Source organism: Roseovarius sp. AK1035, assembly GCF_003288315.1.
Taxonomy (GTDB): Bacteria; Pseudomonadota; Alphaproteobacteria; order Rhodobacterales; family Rhodobacteraceae; genus Roseovarius; species Roseovarius mucosus_A.
Genome location: NZ_CP030099.1, coordinates 3,465,288 through 3,485,074 on the forward strand (window position 1 = coordinate 3,465,288; position 19,787 = coordinate 3,485,074).

Sequence of the window (19,787 nt, forward strand, 5' to 3'; positions counted from 1 at the left end):
GATCCGCCTACCAGCGCCCCGAGAGAGCGCGCACCATCAGGCTCAGGCGCGCGCGCGCCGGTGCCACCGCAAGCCGTCCTTCAGCCACTGCGCGCGGATCACGCGCCGCTTGTCGCAGCAGCGGCCCCGCCAGCCAAAGCGGCAAGAATGCCGCCACCGCCGTGTGGGACACCTGCCCGCGCGCAGCGCGCGCCCGGCGCAACCGCACCAACCCATCCTTGGCCAAGGCTTGCACCGCCTCGGGGCGACCATCCACCAAGGGCTTGCGCCCCGCCGCCTCGAGCGCCGGAATGGCCCGGAACCAATTGGCAAGGCCCAGCGCATAGCCCGCATCGCGTGCCACGTCGGGCGCAGCAGGGCCAAGCGCCCGTACTGCGGCTTGCATGAGATTGCCCGAGGTGGTCTCGATATACTGCGTGAACTGGGCTGCATCCTCGAAGGGATCGCGCGCGATATCCCATCGCCGCGCCTCGACCAGATCCGCCAGCAGCGCGGCACCGGGCGCGTCGAGCGCATGCGCCAAGGGTGTCACCACCTCGTGCCGCCGCACCAGACCGCCCGCCGCGATTTCGTCCAAGGCATCGGCCCACCATTGAAGCCGCATCTCGGCGATCATCGGCTCTTGCGTGACCCAAGGCGCGCGCGCCACCTCGACGTTGAACGCATAGACCGGGAACAGCACCGACCGCGCGGCGACCGGCGCGGCCATTGCGGCCATGAAGCGGTCAGGATCAGCGCGGCGCACCAGATCGGCGCAGGCGGTCAAATCCGCGTCAAACCGTTGGCTCACGCCGCGCCCTGTCCGTGCAAAAGCTTCCAGTTGATCGCATCGAGCAGCGCCTCGAAACTGGCGTCTACGATATTGGGGCTGACCCCCACCGTGGACCAGCGCCGCCCCTGCCCATCCTCGCTGTCGATGATGACGCGCGTTGCGGCCTCGGTGCCGCCTTGGGTGATCCGCACCTTGAAATCCACCAGCCGCATATCGTCGATCTGACCCTGATAGCGGCCCAGATCCTTGGCCAGCGCCTTGGCCAGCGCGTTGACCGGCCCCCGGTCGCAGCCGTGATCATCCATCGACTCGGATACCGACAGTTTCTTGTCGCCGTCCACCTTGACCACAACCACCGCCTCGGACAGGCTGACCATGCGGTCATACTTGTTCTTGCGGCGCTCTACCGTCACCTTGTAGCGCTTGACCTCGAAGAAGGCGGGCATCTGGCCCAGTTCCTTGCGCGCGAGGATCTCGAAACTCGCCTGCGCGCTGTCATAGGTATAGCCCTCTTCCTCGCGCGCCTTGATCGTCTCCAAGAGGCGTGCCAATGCCGGATCGCCCGGCTCCACCACAATCCCCGCCTCGCTCAGGCGCTGGCGCAGGTTCGATTGCCCCGCCTGATTGGACATCGGGATGATGCGCTGATTGCCGACGCAGGCGGGATCGACATGCTCATAGGTGCTTGGGTCTTTGAGGATGGCACTGGCATGCAGCCCCGCCTTGTGGGCAAAGGCCGAGGCCCCCACATAGGCCGCCTGCCGCAGAGGCACGCGGTTGAGGATTTCGTCCAACTGTCGGCTGATCGCGGTGAGGCTGCGCAATCCCTCAAGGCTTACCCCGGTCTCATACCGGCTGGCATATGGCTCTTTGAGCAGCAACGTCGGGATCAGCGTGGTGAGGTTGGCATTGCCGCACCGCTCGCCCAGACCATTGAGCGTGCCTTGTATCTGCCGCACGCCCGCATCCACAGCCGCAAGGCTGCCCGCCACCGCATTGCCGGTGTCGTCATGGGTGTGAATGCCCAGACGGTCGCCGGGAATGCCCGCTGCAATCACCTCAGAGACAATCCGCCCAATCTGCGGCGGCAGCGTGCCACCATTGGTATCGCAGAGCACGATCCAGCGCGCCCCTGCCTCTAGGGCGGCGCGCAGACATTCCAGCGCATAGGCGGGATTGGCGGTGTAGCCGTCAAAGAAATGCTCGGCATCAAAAAGCGCCTCGCGCCCCTCAGCGACCAGATGCGCGATGGATTTGGCGATGTTGTCGGTGTTATCCGCAAGGCCGATGCCAAGGGCGGCGGTGACGTGAAAATCATGCGTCTTGCCCACAAGGCAGACGGCAGAGGTGCCCGCGTTCAGCACAGCGGCCAGCACATCATCGTTTTCCGCCGACCGCCCCGCGCGTTTGGTCATGCCAAAGGCGGTCATCGTGGCGCGCGTTTTCGGGGCGTCGTCAAAAAACGCGCTGTCGGTGGGATTGGCCCCCGGCCAGCCGCCCTCGATATAATCCACGCCAAGGCGGTCAAGCGCTTGGGCGATCTGGATTTTTTCCTGCGTGGCAAAGCTCACGCCCTGCGTCTGCTGCCCGTCACGCAGGGTGGTGTCGTAGAGATAGAGGCGGTGCTTGGTCATTCAGCACCCCCGCGCGGAATCAAGGCACCGCAGGTGCCGCCGCGCGAGCGCCCGACCGCCCCCCCGGGCGGGCGCTTTTGCAACGTCGCACATTGCGCGACCGTTCAAGTATTTGGCACCATAAAGCGCCGACCACAGCCGTTGCAGCGCCCCCCCGGCGGTCGGGCACCGCGCGGCTTGTAGGTGGTGTGCGGACAGGCGCATCACTTCAACGCCTCTAGTTTGGCGGGGTCGAAGTTGGGACCGGGAATTAGATCTACACCGTCTTTCGTCATGCGAACTTCGACGCCTGCATCGGTGAGGGCGGATTTCAGCGCATCGACGATGGTGAAGTCTTTGGTCTGCTTAGCTTTCATGCGCTCTTTATCAAGCGTAAGTGAAAGATCGGACAGATCATCGGCATGCTGGGCAATCCAATCCCCCATCCCGTCCTCAAGTAATCCAAGCATCCGTGCTGTAGCCAAAAAATCCCCAGGCGTTACTGTACCTTCCGGAGTATCTATACCGAGTTCAATCGCTCGCGCCATGGCGCGAAGACGTTGGATGACGCCATGCGTGTTTAGATCATCATAAAGCGGTGCGAGTTCAATTTCTTGAACTTGTCCAGTTTCAGCACCTTGAACTAATCCCCGCCATTTTCTTAGCGTCTTCTCTGCCTCTTCGGCCTTCTCCGCCGTCCAATCCATCGGCTTGCGGTAGTGCGTGCTCAGGAACACAAACCGGATCACCTCGCCCGGTATCCCCTGATCCAGCAAATCCCGCACGGTAAAGAAATTGCCCAGAGACTTGGACATCTTCTTGCCCTCGACCTGCAACATCTCGTTATGCAGCCAGACCTTCGCGAATTCTCCCTCGGGGTGGGCGCAGCAGCTTTGCGCGATCTCGTTTTCGTGGTGCGGGAACATCAAATCATTGCCGCCGCCGTGAATATCGAAACTCTCGCCCAAAAGCTCATGCGCCATGGCAGAGCATTCGATATGCCAGCCCGGTCGTCCGCGCCCCCAAGGGCTGTCCCATCCCGGCAAATCATCGCTCGACGGCTTCCAGAGAACGAAATCCATCGGGTTGCGCTTATAGGGGGCCACCTCAACCCGTGCGCCCGCGATCATGTCATCAACCGAGCGGCCCGACAGCTTGCCATATCCCTCGCGCCAGCTATCGACGGCGAAAAGAACATGGCCTTCCGCCTCATAGGCATGGCCCTTGGCGATCAACCCTTCGATCATCGCCACCATCTGCGGAATATACTGCGTGGCGCGCGGCATGTGGTCCGGCTCCAGCGCCCCCAAAGCCGCCATATCGTCGAGAAACCATTGCGTCGTTTCCGCCGTGATCTCGCCAATCGAGCGCCCGCTTTCAGCGGCTCGCGCGTTGATCTTGTCGTCAACATCGGTGAAATTGCGCACATAGGTCACATGCTCGGCCCCGTAGACATGCCGCAGCAAACGGTAAAGCACGTCAAAGACCACCACGGGCCGCGCATTGCCCAGATGCGCCCGGTCATAGACCGTCGGCCCACAGACATACATGCGCACGTTATCCTTATCGAGAGGTGTGAATTCCTCTTTCCGACGGGTTCGGGTGTTGTGCAGCTTGATCGTCGTCATCTTGTCCTCGCGCGCGGTCCCGCGGCGGGCTTAGCAACTTCGTGATCGCTTGGAAACACAAGACCGGCCCGCCCGAGAAAACTCAGGTGTAAATGCAGCAGATAATACAGGGGGCGGTGTTCATACCCCCTCGTAGCCTCGGCCCTTGCCCCCGTCAAGCGCGACGATCGAGGTCGCATTTGCGACACGCGTCGGATTTGGAACAGACAGGCCAGCCAGAATCATATGCTCTTTGACTATCTGTTGGAGAACATCATGCACCCACGCAGCAAGATCGCGCTCGTTGTCCGCACCATCGGTGCGGAGCGGGGCCGTGCCGCGCGCGGTGGCCCTGTGGCGGCCTGAGCAGAGCAAAACCAGCCCGTTCTTTTCCAACAGGATACCCAAGATATGACCGATACAATTACGCGCCGCGCCGGTGGCCGCGCTGCCCGCCGTGAGGCCCGTTCCAACCCGCTCGCCGCCAATCTGCGCCCCGTTCATCCGGGCCAAGAGGGCGGCACCTATCACCCGCTGAGCAAGGCGCAGATGGACCGCATCCACCACGCCGTGCTGGATGCGCTGGAACAGATCGGCCTTGCCGATGCGCCCCCCTCTGGCGTGGCCTATCTGACAGGGGCCGGCGCGATCCTTGGCTCTGACGGGCGTATCCGGTTCCCACGGGCGCTGATTGAGGACACGATTGCCAAGGCCAACCGCGAGATCACGCTCTTTGGCCGCGATCCGCGCCACGATATGCTGTTGCAGGGCAACCGCGTGCATTACGGCACCGCCGGGGCGGCGGTGCATGTGGTCGAGGTCAACACCCGCACTTACCGCGAAAGCACCGTGCAAGACTTGCATGATGCCGCGCGCATCGCGGACCAACTCGACAATATCCATTTCGTGCAGCGCCCCATGGTTTGCCGCGATATCGTCGACAACCGCGAGATGGACCTCAACACGCTCTATGCCTGCTGTGCGGGCACCACGAAGCATGTCGGCACCTCCTTTACCGAGCCGGGATTTGTCGCCGATGCGATCGAGATGTTGCATCTGATCGCAGGCGGTGAGGATAAATGGCGCGAGCGGCCTTTTGTCAGCAACTCCAACTGCTTTGTCGTACCGCCGATGAAATTCGCCACAGAATCCTGTCTGGTGATGGAGGAGTGTATCCGCTTGGGCATGCCGGTGCTGCTTCTCTCGGCCGGTCAGGCCGGGGCCACCGCCCCTGCCCCGATTGCCGGGGCGATCGTGCAGGCAACGGCGGAATGTCTGGCGGGCCTCGTCTATGTGAATGCGGTCAAGCCGGGGTTTCCGGCCATTTTCGGCACTTGGCCCTTTGTCAGCGATTTGCGCACGGGTGCGATGTCCGGGGGATCGGGCGAACAGGCGCTGCTGACGGCAGGCTGCGCGCAGATGCACAAATATTACGGCCTTCCCGGTGGCGCGGCGGCGGGCATCGCCGATGCGAAGTTGCCCGACATGCAGGCAGGCTGGGAACAGGCAACCTCGAATGTCATGGCAGGCCTTTCGGGCCTGAACATGGTCTATGAGGCGGCGGGCATGCATGCCTCTTTGCTGGGGTTCTGCCTTGAATCGCTGATCCTTGGCGATGACCTTATTGGTCAGGCCCTGCGCTGCACGCGTGGCATCGAAGTGGACGAGGACACGCTCAGCCTTGAGGTGATCCGCGCCACCTGCATCGGTGGCCCCGGTCATTACCTTGGCGCGGATCAAACGCTGGGGCGGATGCAGACGGATTATCTTTATCCCTGCATCGCCAACCGCTCGTCGCCCAAGGAGTGGGACGAGTTGGGCAAGCCCGACCTGATCGCCAAAGCCACGGAAAAGAAGTTGAAGATTCTGTCAGAACGGGCGGCTGCCCGGTTTGATCCGGTGACGGACGCGGCCATTCGTGAACGGTTCAAGATCCACCTTCCCGCTTGAGAAGTGCCCTGTAGGCCACTGAATAAACAGCAGAAACGCGCGCATCGTCAGAGTGCGCGCGTTTTAACTTTGTGTTGAGCTATGGGGGCTGGGCGCGGATATCGCGTCAGGCAGCGCACCGCCCATCACCCTCAAAAGAAGATATCCGCCAGTTCGTCTCCGGGGGCTTGCACCGCGATTTCGGATGCGGAGGCAGGTGTTGCCTCACCTTCAAAAATGCGGTCGTGAATCTCGCGCTCGGCATCCATCGTGTAAATCGCGTAAAGCTGGCTTAACCGATCCTGTTCAGAGGGCTGCACGTCATATAGGCTTCGATTTGCATTTTCATTTGAAATCAAACCATTGAAGCCTGTAATGAAAGTGCCGAGCTCTGCCTTGGCCGCGACCAGCGACGACAGCGATGTCTCGCTCGCGTGAAGCGCGATCTTGAGCGCGTCGCCCTTGATGGCACAGCCCTGTTTGGTCGCAAGAACCGCCTGATCCGTGGCATTCAGCCGCTCGGAAATATCCTGCGCAAACCCCACCGTGCGAGACATTTTGTCATCCGCTGACGACACATCGGGCATGGTCGTGGCAGCAAGCGCGCGCGTCGTTGTGGCGATCTGATCAAAGATCTCGTTGGATATCTTGGTCAGCGACAAGACCTGACGCGAGAGTTCCTGAAGCGCGCCCGCCTCTGAACCCATGTTGCAACACACAATGAATGTATTGAGGCCAAGCATCCGAATATGATGATCGAGCAGCCCCATTTCAGCCGCGATGGTCTGGATCGACCCGATATGATCCTGTGTGGTTCGGCCAATCCGGTGCAGAACATCCAGATTTGACTGGCTGGATTGCAGCGCGCTCGACAGCCGGTTGGCACAGGTGATCATCGCCGAAACCCGCTTTCTCTGGGTGTCATTGGGATCAAGATAGACCTGTTCCGCCGCCCCGAGAACCTGATCGGATTTCCGACGTATGGCAGCAAGCCGCACCAGAACAGACGCGACATCGCGCGCCATTTCATCCCGACTTGCCTCGGCCTGACAAATTGCCAGATAGCCCAGCCCATCGCTTGCCTCTGGCCGCTCTTGGGCCAGAGCAGCACCAAGAGAGGCGCGGGCGATCACCTCGACATGCTCCAGCCGCTGGCGAACAGAGTCACCTGTCTGAAGTTCACCGACGATGGCAGAGATTTCTGCAAAGATGTCCCGCATCCCGGCTTCGATTACAGCATTGCCCGTGGCCAATTCATGCCGGTCCAGTTGAATTTCGCTGATTTGCGCCTCGAGACCATCAAGCGCCGGCATGACCCTATCCTTCATATCCCGCGAGAGGTTCAAAGAGATCAGATCAAGATCCGCCATCTCGACCTCGATGATCTCGATATGGGCTTGCAGGGATTTGAGTTGCTCGTCAGCAGAGGCCGCGATGCGGGCCAGCTCGATCGAGAATTCGTCAATCTTGGATTCCTGCCTTGTCAGCGATTTCCCCAATATCCGCGAAATCGGGGCCGAGGCAGACATCGTGCGGATAACCACGGACAGATGGCTGACATTGCTCTGGATTTTGCGGATACCCGCACGCAGGGTTTCGGCCATCTGGACAAAGGCCTGCACATCCCCGCTGATCTCTGCACTGTGCTCGACAGAGTTCAGGCAGAGCATCCGCAGCGTCTGGGTCTCTTCCGGGCCCAACACCACGCTGAGCCGCGCGAGCACCTCGCGCAGTTGCATAAGGTCCTCTACGCTTGTCCCAAGCCCCTGCCCGGCCCTTAGAAAGATCGCCTCGATAGTGCCCGTCGCCTTGCGGAGACAGTCGATATAGGCGTTAGACAACAGGGTTCGCATGGCAGGATTCATCCGGTCTACCTCGCACGCAACTGGTGGGTATTGGCAAAGGCGGAAATTGCGCCCGGAACCTCGGAGAGAGCGACAACGCGCGTCGCAGCCCCCATGCGGATCGCCTCGCGCGGCATGCCAAAGACGACGCAGGTTTCTTCGTTCTGCGCCAGGGTCGTGGCCCCCGCCTCGCGCATTTCCCGCAACGAGCGCGCGCCGTCATCGCCCATGCCCGTAAGGATGATCCCGAGCGCGTTATGTCCTGCGGTCTGGGCGGCGGATCGAAACAGAATATCGACCGAAGGGCGGTGCCGGCAGATATACGGACCATCCACGATCTTGACACCATACCCGCGCCCCTGCCGGACCAGCATCATGTGGAAATTCCCCGGCGCGATCAGCACCTCGCCGGGATTGCACAGATCGCCATCGGCCGCCTCTTTGACGTTGACACGGCACAGCCCGTTCAGACGCCGCGAGAAGGCCGTCGTGAACCCGGCAGGCATATGCTGCACGATCACGACTGGGGGGCATGTCACCGGCAGGTCCACCAGAACCGAGCGGATGGCCTCTGTGCCCCCGGTAGAGGCCCCGATGCAAACGATGGGCGAGGTATGGGCGATGTTTTTGGGCCGCGCAGGCGGAATCAGAGCATCCGCCAAAAGCTTGGTGCCGGTCTCGCGGGGGGGCGTCACCCTGCGGGCCGCTTTGTGGCCGGATTCCGCAGCCGCGTGGATCGCGTCGCAGATTGCGATAGCGGATTCCTGAAAATCCGCATCCGTTTTTGGTGCCGGTTTCGAGACAACCTCGACCGCGCCACTGGCAAGCGCCGTCAGCGCAAGGTCTGACCCGGCTGCGGCATGGCTGGAACAGATCACCACCGGAATTGGCCGCTGCGCCATGATCTTGCGCAGAAATTCCAGACCGGACATGCGCGGCAATTCCATATCAAGCAGCATGACATCGGGCAGACCCGATTGCATTTTTGAAACTGCGATGAACGCATCCGCCGCGGTGCCAAACAGTTTAAGGGTCGGATCAGTTTCCACAATCCGCATCAGCATGGCCCGCGCCGAGGCGGAATCGTCAACGATCAAGACCGAAATCTGAGGTTTGCAGGCTATGTCCAGCATCGCGGTCTACTCTTTTTGAAACACAGCCGTGGCAAGCTGCTTAAGATTGGGTTGTTTCACGGTCATGGATTCAGAATGTCCAACCACCAGATACCCTTGGGGTGTCAGGTGGCGGGCCAGCCGGGCGATCACCCTGGCTTGGTCCTCGGGCTCAAAGTAGATGAGCACGTTACGCAGGAATATGATGTCCACGTCCTGATCCACGGGATATGTGTCATCCATAAGGTTGAGATGAGTAAAGTTAGCCTTGCTTCTCAAGGCTGGCACAATCCGTGCCATCCCGCGCATATCTTCGGAGTGACCTTGCATAACATACCGTTTGCGCAGGGCAGAGGGCACAGGCGCGAGGGCCTCTGTCGTGTAAATCGCGCGCTTGGCGGCCTCGACCATGCGGGTGGAAATATCCGTGCCGAGGATGGCGTATTGAAACCCGGCCCCGTTGCGCACGGCTTCTTCCAGCAGCATAGCCGTCGTATAGGCCTCGGACCCGTCCGAACAGGCCGCACTCCAGAACTTGACATCGACAGGTTTGTTGAGCCGCTGCTTGCGCCGCAAAATCTCGGGCAGCATGTCATTCATGAGGCAACGGAAATGGGCCGGTTCCCGAAAGAAATCGGTCTTGTTGGTCGTGATGAGATCAATGACATCATCACGCTCCGCACCAAACCCGCCGTCCTCGAAGAGGTGGCGGTAATAGTCCTCTAGAGAGTTGAAACCAAGGCTTTGCACACGGCGGCGAAGGCGACTTTCGATCATCACCTTTTTACCAGACGGCAGTTTGATCCCGGTTTCGCGGGAAATCACCTCTGCAAAGTGGTCGTGATAGGATTTGGCACGGGACAGGCTCATGTCAGCGTAAACTCTTCTGAAGTCTCGATCGCGCGTTGAGACGCGAATTCTGGGGTCTTGCGCCGGACACCCTCGCTAAAGAGCTTTTCGAGGTTGAGAATGCAGACAAAGGTGCCGTTGCGGCGCCCGATACCCGTCAGCACATTTTCATCCCAAGTGGTGATGCCCGCATCGGCAGGGGATTTGATCCCGCCCGCGTCCAGCTCTGTTACTTCGATCACCCGCTCGGTTTTAAGACCGACGGTCGCGCCATGTTGGCCATTCACAAGGCTGAGGATAAGAATGCGCGTCTCGGATGTGTCCTCGGTCGGCCCTCGGGACAAGAGCTCCGAGAGGTCTGTGACGGCGATGCTCTCGCCGCGCACGTCAATCAGACCCAAAAGTTCTGCCGGGCTATTTGGCAGCGGAGCAATCGGTTGCGTGTCGAGGATCTGCCGCACCCGGTTAACAGGGACAGCAAAGAGCGATCCGCTCGATTGAAAAGTTACGACTTGGGTGTTCTCGTTCATTGCACCAGCCTCACGCTGCATCGCGCGATGCAAAGCCATGATCGAGATCATCCTTGTTCGCACCGTGATTGAAAGAAAAGCCGCCAGAGGTCCGCGAGGATTTGCTCGAGCTGGCTTGGACTGCTCGGGTGGCAGGACGGGCCGGGACAGGGTTTTCCTGCACAGCCGCAGCCTTTTCTGCCAAGACAAAGTAGGACACCGCAACCTGCAACTGCTCGGATTGGGTCGACAGTTCTTCGGCTGTGGCAGATAGCTCCTCTGCCGCCGAGGTGTTCTCTTGTGTCACCTTGTCGAGTTGCTGGATGGCCAGATTAACCTGCGTGGCACCGGCAGCCAGTTCCTGCGAGGCCGAAGAGATTTCACTGACAAGCACCGATGTACGTTCGATATCGGGCACAAGACCTTGGAGCATCGACCCGGCATTCTCGGCTGACCGAACCGTGGTCGCCGACAGGGCAGAGATTTCAGCCGCTGCTGTCTGACTGCGTTCGGCCAGTTTGCGCACTTCAGCCGCGACAACCGCAAAGCCGCGCCCATGTTCGCCAGCACGCGCCGCCTCGACCGCCGCGTTGAGCGCCAGAAGGTCGGTTTGACGCGCAATCTCTTGCACAACAATGATCCGGTTGGCGATATCTTGCATGGCGGTGACGGCTTCGGCCACGGCCTTGCCACTCTCGCGGGCATCTTGCGCGGATTTGACGGCCATACGCTCGGTTTCAGCGGCGTTTTCCGCACTCTGCTTGATATTGGCCGACATCTGCTCGACCGAGGACGACGCCTCTTCGGTGGACGAGGCCTGCTCGGTGGCACCTTGGGACAATTCCTCGGATGTGGCGGCCATTTGCTGACTGCCCGAGGCCACGTTGCGGATGGCGGATGTTACATCCCCCACAACATCGCGCAGCTTGGCAACCATCGTATTGACCGACTGAAGAAGATCGCTGACCTCGTCATTGCCGCGAATGGCCACGGTTCTGGTCAAGTCGCCTGCGGCGACCCGACCCGTGATGGCGATAGCGCTTTTAAGCCCCTTGGAGATCGAGAGCGTGACCCAAGCGCCCGCACCAACACCGATCACGATGGAGGCGGACATCAGCAACATCAGGATGTTGCGGGACGTGTTGAATTGCTCGTTGGTTTGCACCACGACCTCTGCCACGCCATCCGTGTTCATCTTGCTGATCTTGTCCAGAACGCCCTGCATCTCGCGCCCTCGTTGCACACCCTCGGATTGGAGGTAGCTGGCGGCCTCTGACTGCTGGTTCATGTCCTTCATGGACATGGCTTTGGCGTAGACACTCAAAAGCTCCGCCTCGACCTTGGTGTAATCGTCCAACAAGGTCCGACCTTCGGGGCTGGCAATCGCAAAGAGCTTGTCGAAAAGCACCACCTTCTTGTCTATGGCAGCCTTGATCGTTTTCTGAAGGTCACGTTTATCAAGGGCAGAGTCGGCCAAGAGATAGGAACGAATATCACGCTGCATTTGAACTTGCTCGGTGATCAGCGCCTCTGATGCCATCACACGAGCGACATTCTCGTTCATGATGTTATTCAGGCTGTGATTGAACTCTGCCATATCCTTCAATGCCAGGATCATGGCACATCCAGCCATGCCCAGAACCAATAGGAATGTCGCGGTCAGTTTTGCCTTTATTGTCAGTCTCATGATGTAACCTTTGAAAAACTAGAGAGCGTTGGCTGTCGCGATATGTGCGGCAAAGATGTTGTTGAGGTCAGGCAGGATGGTGATGCCTTCGGGGCCTTGGACGAGGCCCCGCACATAATCGGCAGGCCAGATCGTGCCCGTGGGTGGCAGGGGTTCGATGCGATCACAGTCGATCGTCACCACTTCGCGCACCTCGTCGGCGGAGACACCGACGGTGATCAGTTCGTTTTCAATCGGCATTTGCAGAACCAGAACGCGCGTGTTTTCATCGACAGGGGGCGTGGGAATGCTGAAGATCACGCGCAGATCGGCCAGAGGCACGACCCCGCCCCGCACATTGATGACCCCCTGCGCGAACGCCCCGCCATGGGGCACGCGGGTAACGGGAATTGGCGAGAGAATTTCCAGAACAGCACTGGTCTCAATCGCGAAAATTCGCTCTCCAAGGCGCAGGGCAACCACTGTCAGGGTCTTGGCCGATCTGTTGAGGTCTTTGGTCATGCTGCTTTCTCGATTTTTCTGAGGTCGGTCCGGGCAAGCTCCACAAGATTGCCAACTTCAAGCACCAGAGCGACCGAGCCATCCCCAAGTATCGTCGCCCCAGAGATGGATTTGACGCCCGCGTGCAAGCGCGACATCTGTTTGACGACGGTTTGATTGGTGCCAAGGATGCGGTCGACCGCCAGCCCGACCCGCAGGCTGGCCGCAGAGACCACGATCACATTCTGCAAGGTGTTGCGTTCCTCGGCACAGTCCAAAAGCGTTCTAAGCCGCAGGAAAGGCACCAGAGAATCGCGTATCTGCAAAAAGCTGGAGATGGTGTCCGCCCCAGCATCGCTTGCGGGAAGTTCCACGATCTCTTGCACGGCCGCCATCGGAATGATGTAGCGATCGCCACCCACCTCGACGAGAAGCCCGTCGATGATCGACAGCGTGAGCGGCAAGCGCAGGGTTAAGGTTGTGCCATGGCCCGGCTCGGACGAAATCACGATCCGGCCTCTCAGACCTTCGACCGTGCGTTTGACCACATCCATGCCAACCCCGCGCCCCGAAAGCTCTGTGACTTTGGCCGCTGTGGAAAATCCCGGCTCGAGGATAAGCGCGAACAGCTCGGCCTCGGACGGCGTGGCGTCCGGCGTGAGCAAGCCTTGATCAATGGCCCGTGCCCGCAGCTTGTTGCGATCCAGACCGCGCCCGTTGTCCTTGACCGAAATCACCACCTCGGCCCCCAGATGTTCGGCGCTAAGCTCGATAGTCCCGCAATCCGGTTTGCCGGCGGCGGCGCGCGCCTCATCGGTCTCTAGCCCATGATCAATCGCGTTGCGGATGATATGCACCAGCGGATCACCCAGCCGTTCGATCACGGTTTTATCAAGTTCGGTATCCGCCCCGGTGACAACAAAATTGACCGTTTTGCCCAAACCTTCGGAAAGGTCATGCACAAGGCGGCGGAACCGGCCGATGATCGAGCTGATGGGAACCATGCGGATGCTCATGGTGGTGTCGCGCATCCGGGCAGAGAGGCGCTGAATATCCTCGGCGGCAGCCATGATCGAAGGATCTTTGCTGCTGTTGGCCAGAGCGCTCAGGCGGGCCTCGGCGATGACCAACTCGCCCACCTGATCCATCAACTCGTCCAGACGCTCGGCGGGCACGCGCATCGTCGCACTTTGCTGGGCAGGTTGAGGGCCGGTTGGCGCAGCCTCGGTAGGTTGCGCAGCAACGGCGACATCCGCCACAGGCGCCGCAAGATTGACGAGGTTGAACTCCATGTTGCCCTCATGGAACATGAAAACGCTCTTGATGTCGTCCTCAGGGGCCGCAGCGGGCAGGTCCATGGACCATCCCAATAGGCAGGCCTGCGCCTCGATCCGGTCCAGAGACGGAATGCGACGGATGTCCGCCACAAGGTTGGTGGCCCCCAGCCCGCGCAACTCGTCCAAGAGCACCTCTGGCCGCGCGCCAAGAGCCAGGGCATCCGAGGCCAGCCGAAAATCCAATCGCCATCCGGCGTCAGAAGATGTCTCCGCGAGGGGCTCGCCAAGCGCCTTGTCGGGGCTTACGGCCTGCTCAAGATCGTCCAGGATCGCCTGACGTGCGGGGGTCAAGGCGGCCTCTCCGGCCAAATAGCCCTTGATCTCATCTGCAGCGCGCAGCGCCACGCGGATCAGCGAGGCACTGACCTTGATCTCACCCGAGCGGATCTTTTCAAACGCGGTTTCGAATTTGTGGATGAAGGCGGCAAGGTCCGTAAACCCGAACATCGCACCGGACCCCTTGATCGTATGCAAATCCCGAAAGGCCGCGTTGATCAGGTCCATGTTGTTCGGGTCAGCTTGTAGCCTCAGCAGGCCCTGTTCAAGGCTTTCAAGAAGCTCTCTGGCCTCTTCAAGAAAGACCGCAGAAATGTCATTGTCCATCATCCCAGAACCTTCTGAATGACGCTCAGCAGTTGCGCCTGTGAAAAGGGTTTGACCATCCAGCCAAGGGCACCGACCGAGCGCGCCTCTTGCTTCAGCGCATCGGCCGAGTCGGTGGACAAGAAGATGACAGGGATACCCTGACTGCTGGGATGGGCGCGAAAGGCGCGGATAAAGCCCAGACCATCCAAGTTCGGCATGTTCTGATCGGTCAGAACCGCGTCAATCTTGAGCGTGGTGGCCTTTTCCAAAGCGTCCTGCCCATCGACGGCCTCGATGACATTATAGCCAGCCCCGCGCAGGGTCAGCCCAACCATTTGCCGGATAGATGGGGAATCGTCGACTGCCAAAACCGTTTTCATGCCGCCACCTGCACAATCTGAGCGTCCCTGATCCCGACAAGAACGCCATTCTCGACCACCAGCAAAGGCAAGAGCCCCAGCCGGTCAAACGCGGTTTCCAAAACGCTTTGCGCAGGCATGTCGACGGCAAACCGATGCGCAGCGCCCTGCGCTGTCACAAAGGCCGACACCAATACCTGAATGGTGGCGGCATCAATGCTGACGAGTTTCTTGGTGCATAGGGTGACATCGCCCGAGATCAGGGCAGTGCTCAATTGCTTTGCAAGATCGTCTGCCGCGGCGATCTTCAAATCCCCCGTCAGAGGCAGTTTCTTGGTCATGGGGTCTGTGGTCCGTTCTTGGGGACAGATCCGAAAGGGTCGTCAACGTGACCTTTTCAGAACTGTCGGGTTCAACAGGTGTCTTCGCGTTCAACGGTCGCGCCTTGGCATTGTTTACAAGCGCCAAAGACCGGCTGGGCCCATCGAAAGATCAGCGTTTGTCGCGAAAGTTTGCGGCGCGATCTAACGCGCGCACCAGCGCGGCTTTGCCACCGGTCGCGCGCAAAAATCGCCCGTATAAGGGCCTAGCCCTGAAATAACCCCGCCCCGTTGGCCCACAACATACCCATCAGGATAGCTAATAGCCGTGATGTTGCGGGTCGTTCAAAGCTGTGAGGAGAGCCTCACGCCAGCCCTGCGAAGGGTGATCATCACAGGCGGGACAGACTGAAACACATCTGGGGCCAAACACCCACGGCGCATCCAGCGCCGTCCGGTCCGGGCGCGCACCAGCGAGCCAAGCGTTTCGGTGTTTCGCCCTCTTAATTTCCTCCGCACCCGCAGTCTGTTGCGGCGCGGCCAGACCAAAGGACCGACCATGAGATTGAGTATCAAAGCCAAACTAGCCGCAACCTACATCTTTATCTTTGCCCTGTTTGGCGCCTCGGTCGTTATGGCCCTGAGGGACCTCAGAGCCGCCGATCAGGAACTTCAGGACATCATGCGCCTGGAAGTGACAGAACTCGGCGTGATCAACGAGATGTTCGAAGCAAAATTGATGGTTCTGACTGGTGTAGCCTCTTACCTGATTGGCCTGCCCAATGCCCCCACGGGTCATCTCGATAAGATAAAGGCAGGCGTCGTGGCGCAGGCCTCTATCGTCGACGACAAGATCGTCGAACTGCGCGGAATGGCAAAAAGCCCCAAGCTGGTGGCCGAGTTGGAAGCCTTCGAAGATCTGCACAAACGCGCCTTTGCGATGAACACCCGCGTGATCTCGCTTGAGGCCGCAGGCAATGGCGATGCGGCCAACACGCTGTTTCACACTGACCTGATGGATATGGGTGTGGAAATTCGTGCCGCGCTGCAAGAGATGCGCGAGACGATCATCGGTAACTTGGATGTGCGCGCCGCGGAGGCAACCGAAGCCTATGAAACTGCCAAGTTCAATCTCATTCTGATGCTGATCCTGTCGCTGCTGGTCGGCCTCGCTGCAGCAACGGTGATCACGCTCTCCATCTCGCGGCGGGTGGCAAAGGCCGCAGATCTGGCCCATGGCATTTCCAAGGGCGATCTGCGCCATACGCTCGACGTGCGCGGTCGCGATGAGGTGTCGACCTTGCAAGCGTCGATCAACGATATGGTTCTGCGTCTGCGCGATATCGTGTCCGATGTCACAAACTCGGTACGCAACGTGTCATCTGGCGCGGCGCAACTGGCGGAAACCTCGGAAGAGCTGGCGCGCGGGGCCTCTGATCAGGCTGCGGCAACAGAAGAAGCCTCGTCTGCGGTGGAACAGATGACCGCGAATATCAAGCAAAGCGCCGAGAATTCGCAAACGACCGAAGGCATCGCAATCAAATCCGCCGCGGATGCGCGCACAAGTGGCCGCGCCGTGGCTGACGCTGTCAGTGCAATGCAGACGATTGCGGATCGCATCATGATCGTTCAGGAAATTGCGCGGCAAACCGATCTCTTGGCGCTCAACGCCGCCGTCGAGGCCGCCCGTGCCGGGGAACATGGCCGAGGCTTCGCCGTTGTGGCCGCAGAGGTGCGCAAGCTGGCCGAACGCAGCCAAACCGCCGCAGCCGAGATTTCATCCCTCTCCGCCACCACCGTAAGCACGGCTGTTGGGGCCGGGACGATGTTGGCGGAATTGGTGCCCAATATCGAGCGCACCTCGGGCCTGGTCACGGAAATCAGCGATGCCTCGCGCGAACTTTCGAGCGGCTCGTCGCAAATTGCTCTGTCAATCCAGCAGCTTGACCTTGTGACCCAAACCAACAACGCAGCCTCAGAGGAACTGTCAAGCAGCGCAACCCAGCTTGCCAGCCTCGCTGATGAGCTGACGGTCGCCATGGGCTTCTTCAAGGTCGTGGAACAGCCCGTCAGCGAGATCAGACGCGAGACCCGCAGCACTGCGACCAACTCGGTCATCCCGCTCAAGCGTGGCAAGGCCGCCTCTCAGGCGAAACCCACCAAAGCCACGAAATCAGAGGGCGGTTTCGAATTCGATCTGGGTTCTATGGGCGATGATCTTGACGCGCGGTTTGCCCGCAAGGAAAGCGCCTGAGCACTGGCTTGGGGCAGGTTGAGAAACCCACCTGCCCCAAGGTTTCAGACTATTCGTTCCAAGCCTTGTCGACGCCGTTGATCTGCACCCGCGTCGGCAGGCCCAAACGATCCAGCACCGGGAAATAGGGCTTGGGGTCTAGCTCTTCGACATTGCGCATCGCGCCCACGTCCCAGTCCCCTTGCGCGATCAGGATTGCCGCCGCGACCGGCGGCACACCGGCGGTATAGGAAATCCCTTGGCTGCCAACCTCTTCGAACGCGTCCTTGTGATCGGCCACGTTGTAGACAAAGACCTCAACCGGCGCGCCATCCTTGGTGCCTTTGACCAGATCCCCGATACAGGTCTTGCCGGTATAGTTCGGGGCCAATGAGGCCGGATCAGGCAACACGGCCTTGACCACCTTGAGCGGCACCACCTCTAGCCCTTCGGCGGTCTTTACCGGATGCTCCGACAGCAAGCCAAGGTTCTTCAACACGGTGAAGACATTGATGTAATGCTCGCCAAAACCCATCCAGAACCGCACATCGGCCTCTGGATAATTGGCCGCCAGCGAGTGCACCTCGTCATGGCCCGACAAATAGGCGCGGCAGGTGCCAACCACGGGCAAATCCCAATCGCGCCCAACCTCGAACATGCTGTTCTCTTGCCATGCGCCGTCTTGCCAAGAATAGACCGTGCCGGTGAACTCTCGGAAATTGATCTCGGGATCGAAATTGGTCGCGAAATAGCGCCCATGCGAGCCTGCGTTGATATCCACGATGTCGATGGACGTCACCTTGTCCATGTATTCGTCAGCGGCAAAACGGGCAAAGGCGTTGACGACACCGGGATCAAAGCCGATCCCCAGAATGGCGGTCACGCCGTTTTGCGCGCAAAGATCGCGCTTCTTCCACTCATAATTGCCATACCAAGGGGGCGTTTCGCAGATCTTGGCGGGGTCTTCGTGAATGGCCGTGTCGATATAGGCGGCGCCTGTTTCGAGACAGGCATCGAGCACCGACATATTCACAAAAGGCGAGCCGACGTTGATCACGATCTCTGCCCCGGTTTGACGGATCAACGCGGCCACGGCGGCGCTGTCCATGGCATCAATCGCATGGCTGGCAAACGTGCCCGGCACCTTCATCGCCGATTTTTCGTGAACCGAGGCGATGATCGCGTCGCATTTGGCCTGCGTGCGCGAGGCGATGTGCAGATCGCCCAGAATATCGTTGTTCTGGGCGCATTTATGGGCGACGACCTGAGCCACGCCACCAGCACCGATGATGAGCACGTTACGTTTCACTTCTGCTGTCTCCTTTTCTTGCAGGACAGGGGAAGGAGGGCGTTCAGCCCCGGAAAAAAGAGCGAGTAGTCCTCATGAGAGCGAGGCGGCAAAGTCCTCGAAGGTAAAGCTGCGGATCACGTCGATGCGCCCATCGGCGCGCCGGATGGCAATGGCGGGCATATTCACGCCATTGAACCAGTTTTTCTTGACCATCGTGTAACCGGCGGCATCACCGATTGAAATCCGATCACCGATGCTCAGCGGCGCAGCAAAGCGCGCCTCGCCGAAAATATCCCCGGCAAGGCAGGATTTGCCGCAGATCTGATAGGTATGCGCGCCGTCTTGTGGCAGCTTTGCACTTTCGCGGTAGATCAGAAGGTCCAGCATATGCGCCTCGGTGCTGGAATCGACGATGGCCAGATCCTTGCCATTGTCGAGCAGGTCAAGCACCGTCACCTCAAGCGTGGTCGTGCCGGTGATGGCCGCCTCGCCCGGCTCCAGATAGACCTGCACGTCGAACTTCTCGGCAAACTGCTTGAGCCGCGCGGCCAATTCCTCGAGCGGATAATCGTCGCCGGTAAAATGAATCCCGCCCCCAAGCGAGACCCATTGCAACCGCTCCAACACCGGCCCAAATTCGTCTTCAATGCGGGTTAGCTGCTGGTCGAAAAGATCAAAATCGCGGTTCTCGCAATTGTAATGGATCATGACGCCGGAAATCCGGTCGATCACCCCAAGGATCTTGTTCACTTCCCATTCGCCCAAGCGCGAAAAGGGCCGCGCAGGATCGGCGAGATCAAAACTCGATGTCGAAAAGCGGGGGTTGAGGCGCAGACCCCGTTCAATTCCGGCAGATTGGCTATCATAGCGTTGCAACTGCCCGACGGTGTTGAAGATGATCTTATCCGCGTAGGATACCGCCTCTTCAATCTCGGCATCGGACCAGGCCACCGAATAGGCATGGGTTTCCTGACCGAATTTCTCACGCCCCAGACGCAATTCGAACAGCGACGATGACGTGGTGCCATCCATATAGGGCTTCATCGTTGGAAAGGCCGACCACGTGGCAAAACATTTCAGCGCCAATAGCGCCTTGGCCCCCGAGAGCGCACGCAGGCGCTCGATCTTGCGCATGTTCTGCAACAGGCGGTCTTCGTCGATCAGGTAATAGGGTGTCGGAATCATCTGGCCCCCCTTTGCTGTCACAGGGTCATACGGTTTGGCGCAGCGCATATCCCCCCCGCACCCGCGATGCAATGG

Annotated in this window: 16 protein-coding genes; 2 read left to right on the top strand and 14 right to left on the bottom strand. The window is 59.9% G+C overall.

The features are described 5' to 3' along the window. Window positions 1-7 precede the first annotated feature (7 nt). The 3 genes from RAK1035_RS16505 to cysS all read right to left on the bottom strand — a co-directional run bounded on the left by RAK1035_RS16505 (window position 8) and on the right by cysS (window position 4,013). Window positions 8-790 carry a squalene/phytoene synthase family protein gene (locus RAK1035_RS16505; RefSeq protein ID WP_008283159.1) on the bottom strand — a complete coding sequence of 261 codons (783 nt, stop codon included), beginning with the start codon at window positions 788-790 and terminating at the stop codon, window positions 8-10. Further along, a complete protein-coding gene (cimA, locus tag RAK1035_RS16510) occupies window positions 787-2,406 on the bottom strand; it encodes a citramalate synthase (RefSeq protein ID WP_008283160.1) in 1,620 nt (539 codons plus the stop codon). The genes RAK1035_RS16505 and cimA overlap by 4 nt, the downstream gene beginning before the upstream one ends. Before the next feature lie 203 nt (window positions 2,407-2,609). Beyond that, window positions 2,610-4,013, bottom strand: a complete 1,404-nt coding sequence (cysS, locus tag RAK1035_RS16515; RefSeq protein ID WP_008283161.1) for a cysteine--tRNA ligase — start codon at window positions 4,011-4,013, stop codon at window positions 2,610-2,612. Between the two features lie 390 nt (window positions 4,014-4,403). Between cysS and RAK1035_RS16520 the strand changes: the two genes are divergently transcribed. Next, window positions 4,404-5,942 carry a trimethylamine methyltransferase family protein gene (locus RAK1035_RS16520; protein WP_008283163.1) on the top strand — a complete coding sequence of 513 codons (1,539 nt, stop codon included), beginning with the start codon at window positions 4,404-4,406 and terminating at the stop codon, window positions 5,940-5,942. A 131-nt stretch (window positions 5,943-6,073) separates the two neighbouring features. On the opposite strand, the gene RAK1035_RS16525 is transcribed toward RAK1035_RS16520, so the two are convergent. From RAK1035_RS16525 to RAK1035_RS16565, 9 genes are read right to left on the bottom strand one after another with little or no spacing between them, the layout of a single operon-like run. Next, the gene (locus RAK1035_RS16525; protein ID WP_198133634.1) at window positions 6,074-7,774 is read right to left on the bottom strand and encodes a transducer-like protein, TlpC; all 1,701 of its coding nucleotides are present in this window, start codon (window positions 7,772-7,774) and stop codon (window positions 6,074-6,076) included. 17 nt (window positions 7,775-7,791) lie between these two features. After that, entirely contained in the window at window positions 7,792-8,898 is a 1,107-nt protein-coding gene (locus RAK1035_RS16530; protein ID WP_008283165.1) for a protein-glutamate methylesterase/protein-glutamine glutaminase, read from the bottom strand. Between the two features lie 6 nt (window positions 8,899-8,904). Continuing rightward, window positions 8,905-9,747, bottom strand: coding sequence for a CheR family methyltransferase (locus RAK1035_RS16535; RefSeq protein ID WP_008283166.1), 843 nt, complete (start codon window positions 9,745-9,747; stop codon window positions 8,905-8,907). Further along, a complete protein-coding gene (locus RAK1035_RS16540; protein WP_050775796.1) occupies window positions 9,744-10,295 on the bottom strand; it encodes a chemotaxis protein CheW in 552 nt (183 codons plus the stop codon). Before RAK1035_RS16540 ends, RAK1035_RS16535 begins: the two co-directional genes overlap by 4 nt. Beyond that, window positions 10,267-11,922, bottom strand: coding sequence for a methyl-accepting chemotaxis protein (locus RAK1035_RS16545; protein ID WP_008283168.1), 1,656 nt, complete (start codon window positions 11,920-11,922; stop codon window positions 10,267-10,269). The genes RAK1035_RS16540 and RAK1035_RS16545 overlap by 29 nt, the downstream gene beginning before the upstream one ends. A gap of 18 nt (window positions 11,923-11,940) precedes the next feature. After that, on the bottom strand, window positions 11,941-12,423 hold the full coding sequence (locus RAK1035_RS16550) for a chemotaxis protein CheW (protein ID WP_008283169.1): 483 nt from the start codon (window positions 12,421-12,423) through the stop codon (window positions 11,941-11,943). Further along, window positions 12,420-14,345 (bottom strand): chemotaxis protein CheA, encoded by a 1,926-nt coding sequence (locus RAK1035_RS16555; protein ID WP_037298963.1) that lies wholly within the window; start codon window positions 14,343-14,345, stop codon window positions 12,420-12,422. The genes RAK1035_RS16550 and RAK1035_RS16555 overlap by 4 nt, the downstream gene beginning before the upstream one ends. Further along, a complete protein-coding gene (locus RAK1035_RS16560) occupies window positions 14,342-14,704 on the bottom strand; it encodes a response regulator (protein WP_008283171.1) in 363 nt (120 codons plus the stop codon). Before RAK1035_RS16560 ends, RAK1035_RS16555 begins: the two co-directional genes overlap by 4 nt. Next, complete coding sequence (locus tag RAK1035_RS16565) at window positions 14,701-15,024, bottom strand: STAS domain-containing protein (RefSeq protein WP_008283172.1); 324 nt, start codon at window positions 15,022-15,024, stop codon at window positions 14,701-14,703. The genes RAK1035_RS16560 and RAK1035_RS16565 overlap by 4 nt, the downstream gene beginning before the upstream one ends. Before the next feature lie 538 nt (window positions 15,025-15,562). Between RAK1035_RS16565 and RAK1035_RS16575 the strand changes: the two genes are divergently transcribed. Next, entirely contained in the window at window positions 15,563-17,257 is a 1,695-nt protein-coding gene (locus RAK1035_RS16575) for a methyl-accepting chemotaxis protein (RefSeq protein ID WP_008283173.1), read from the top strand. A gap of 49 nt (window positions 17,258-17,306) precedes the next feature. On the opposite strand, the gene RAK1035_RS16580 is transcribed toward RAK1035_RS16575, so the two are convergent. Further along, window positions 17,307-18,545 (bottom strand): saccharopine dehydrogenase family protein, encoded by a 1,239-nt coding sequence (locus RAK1035_RS16580; RefSeq protein WP_008283174.1) that lies wholly within the window; start codon window positions 18,543-18,545, stop codon window positions 17,307-17,309. 72 nt (window positions 18,546-18,617) lie between these two features. Continuing rightward, window positions 18,618-19,712, bottom strand: a complete 1,095-nt coding sequence (locus RAK1035_RS16585; protein WP_008283175.1) for a carboxynorspermidine decarboxylase — start codon at window positions 19,710-19,712, stop codon at window positions 18,618-18,620. Window positions 19,713-19,787 lie beyond the last annotated feature (75 nt).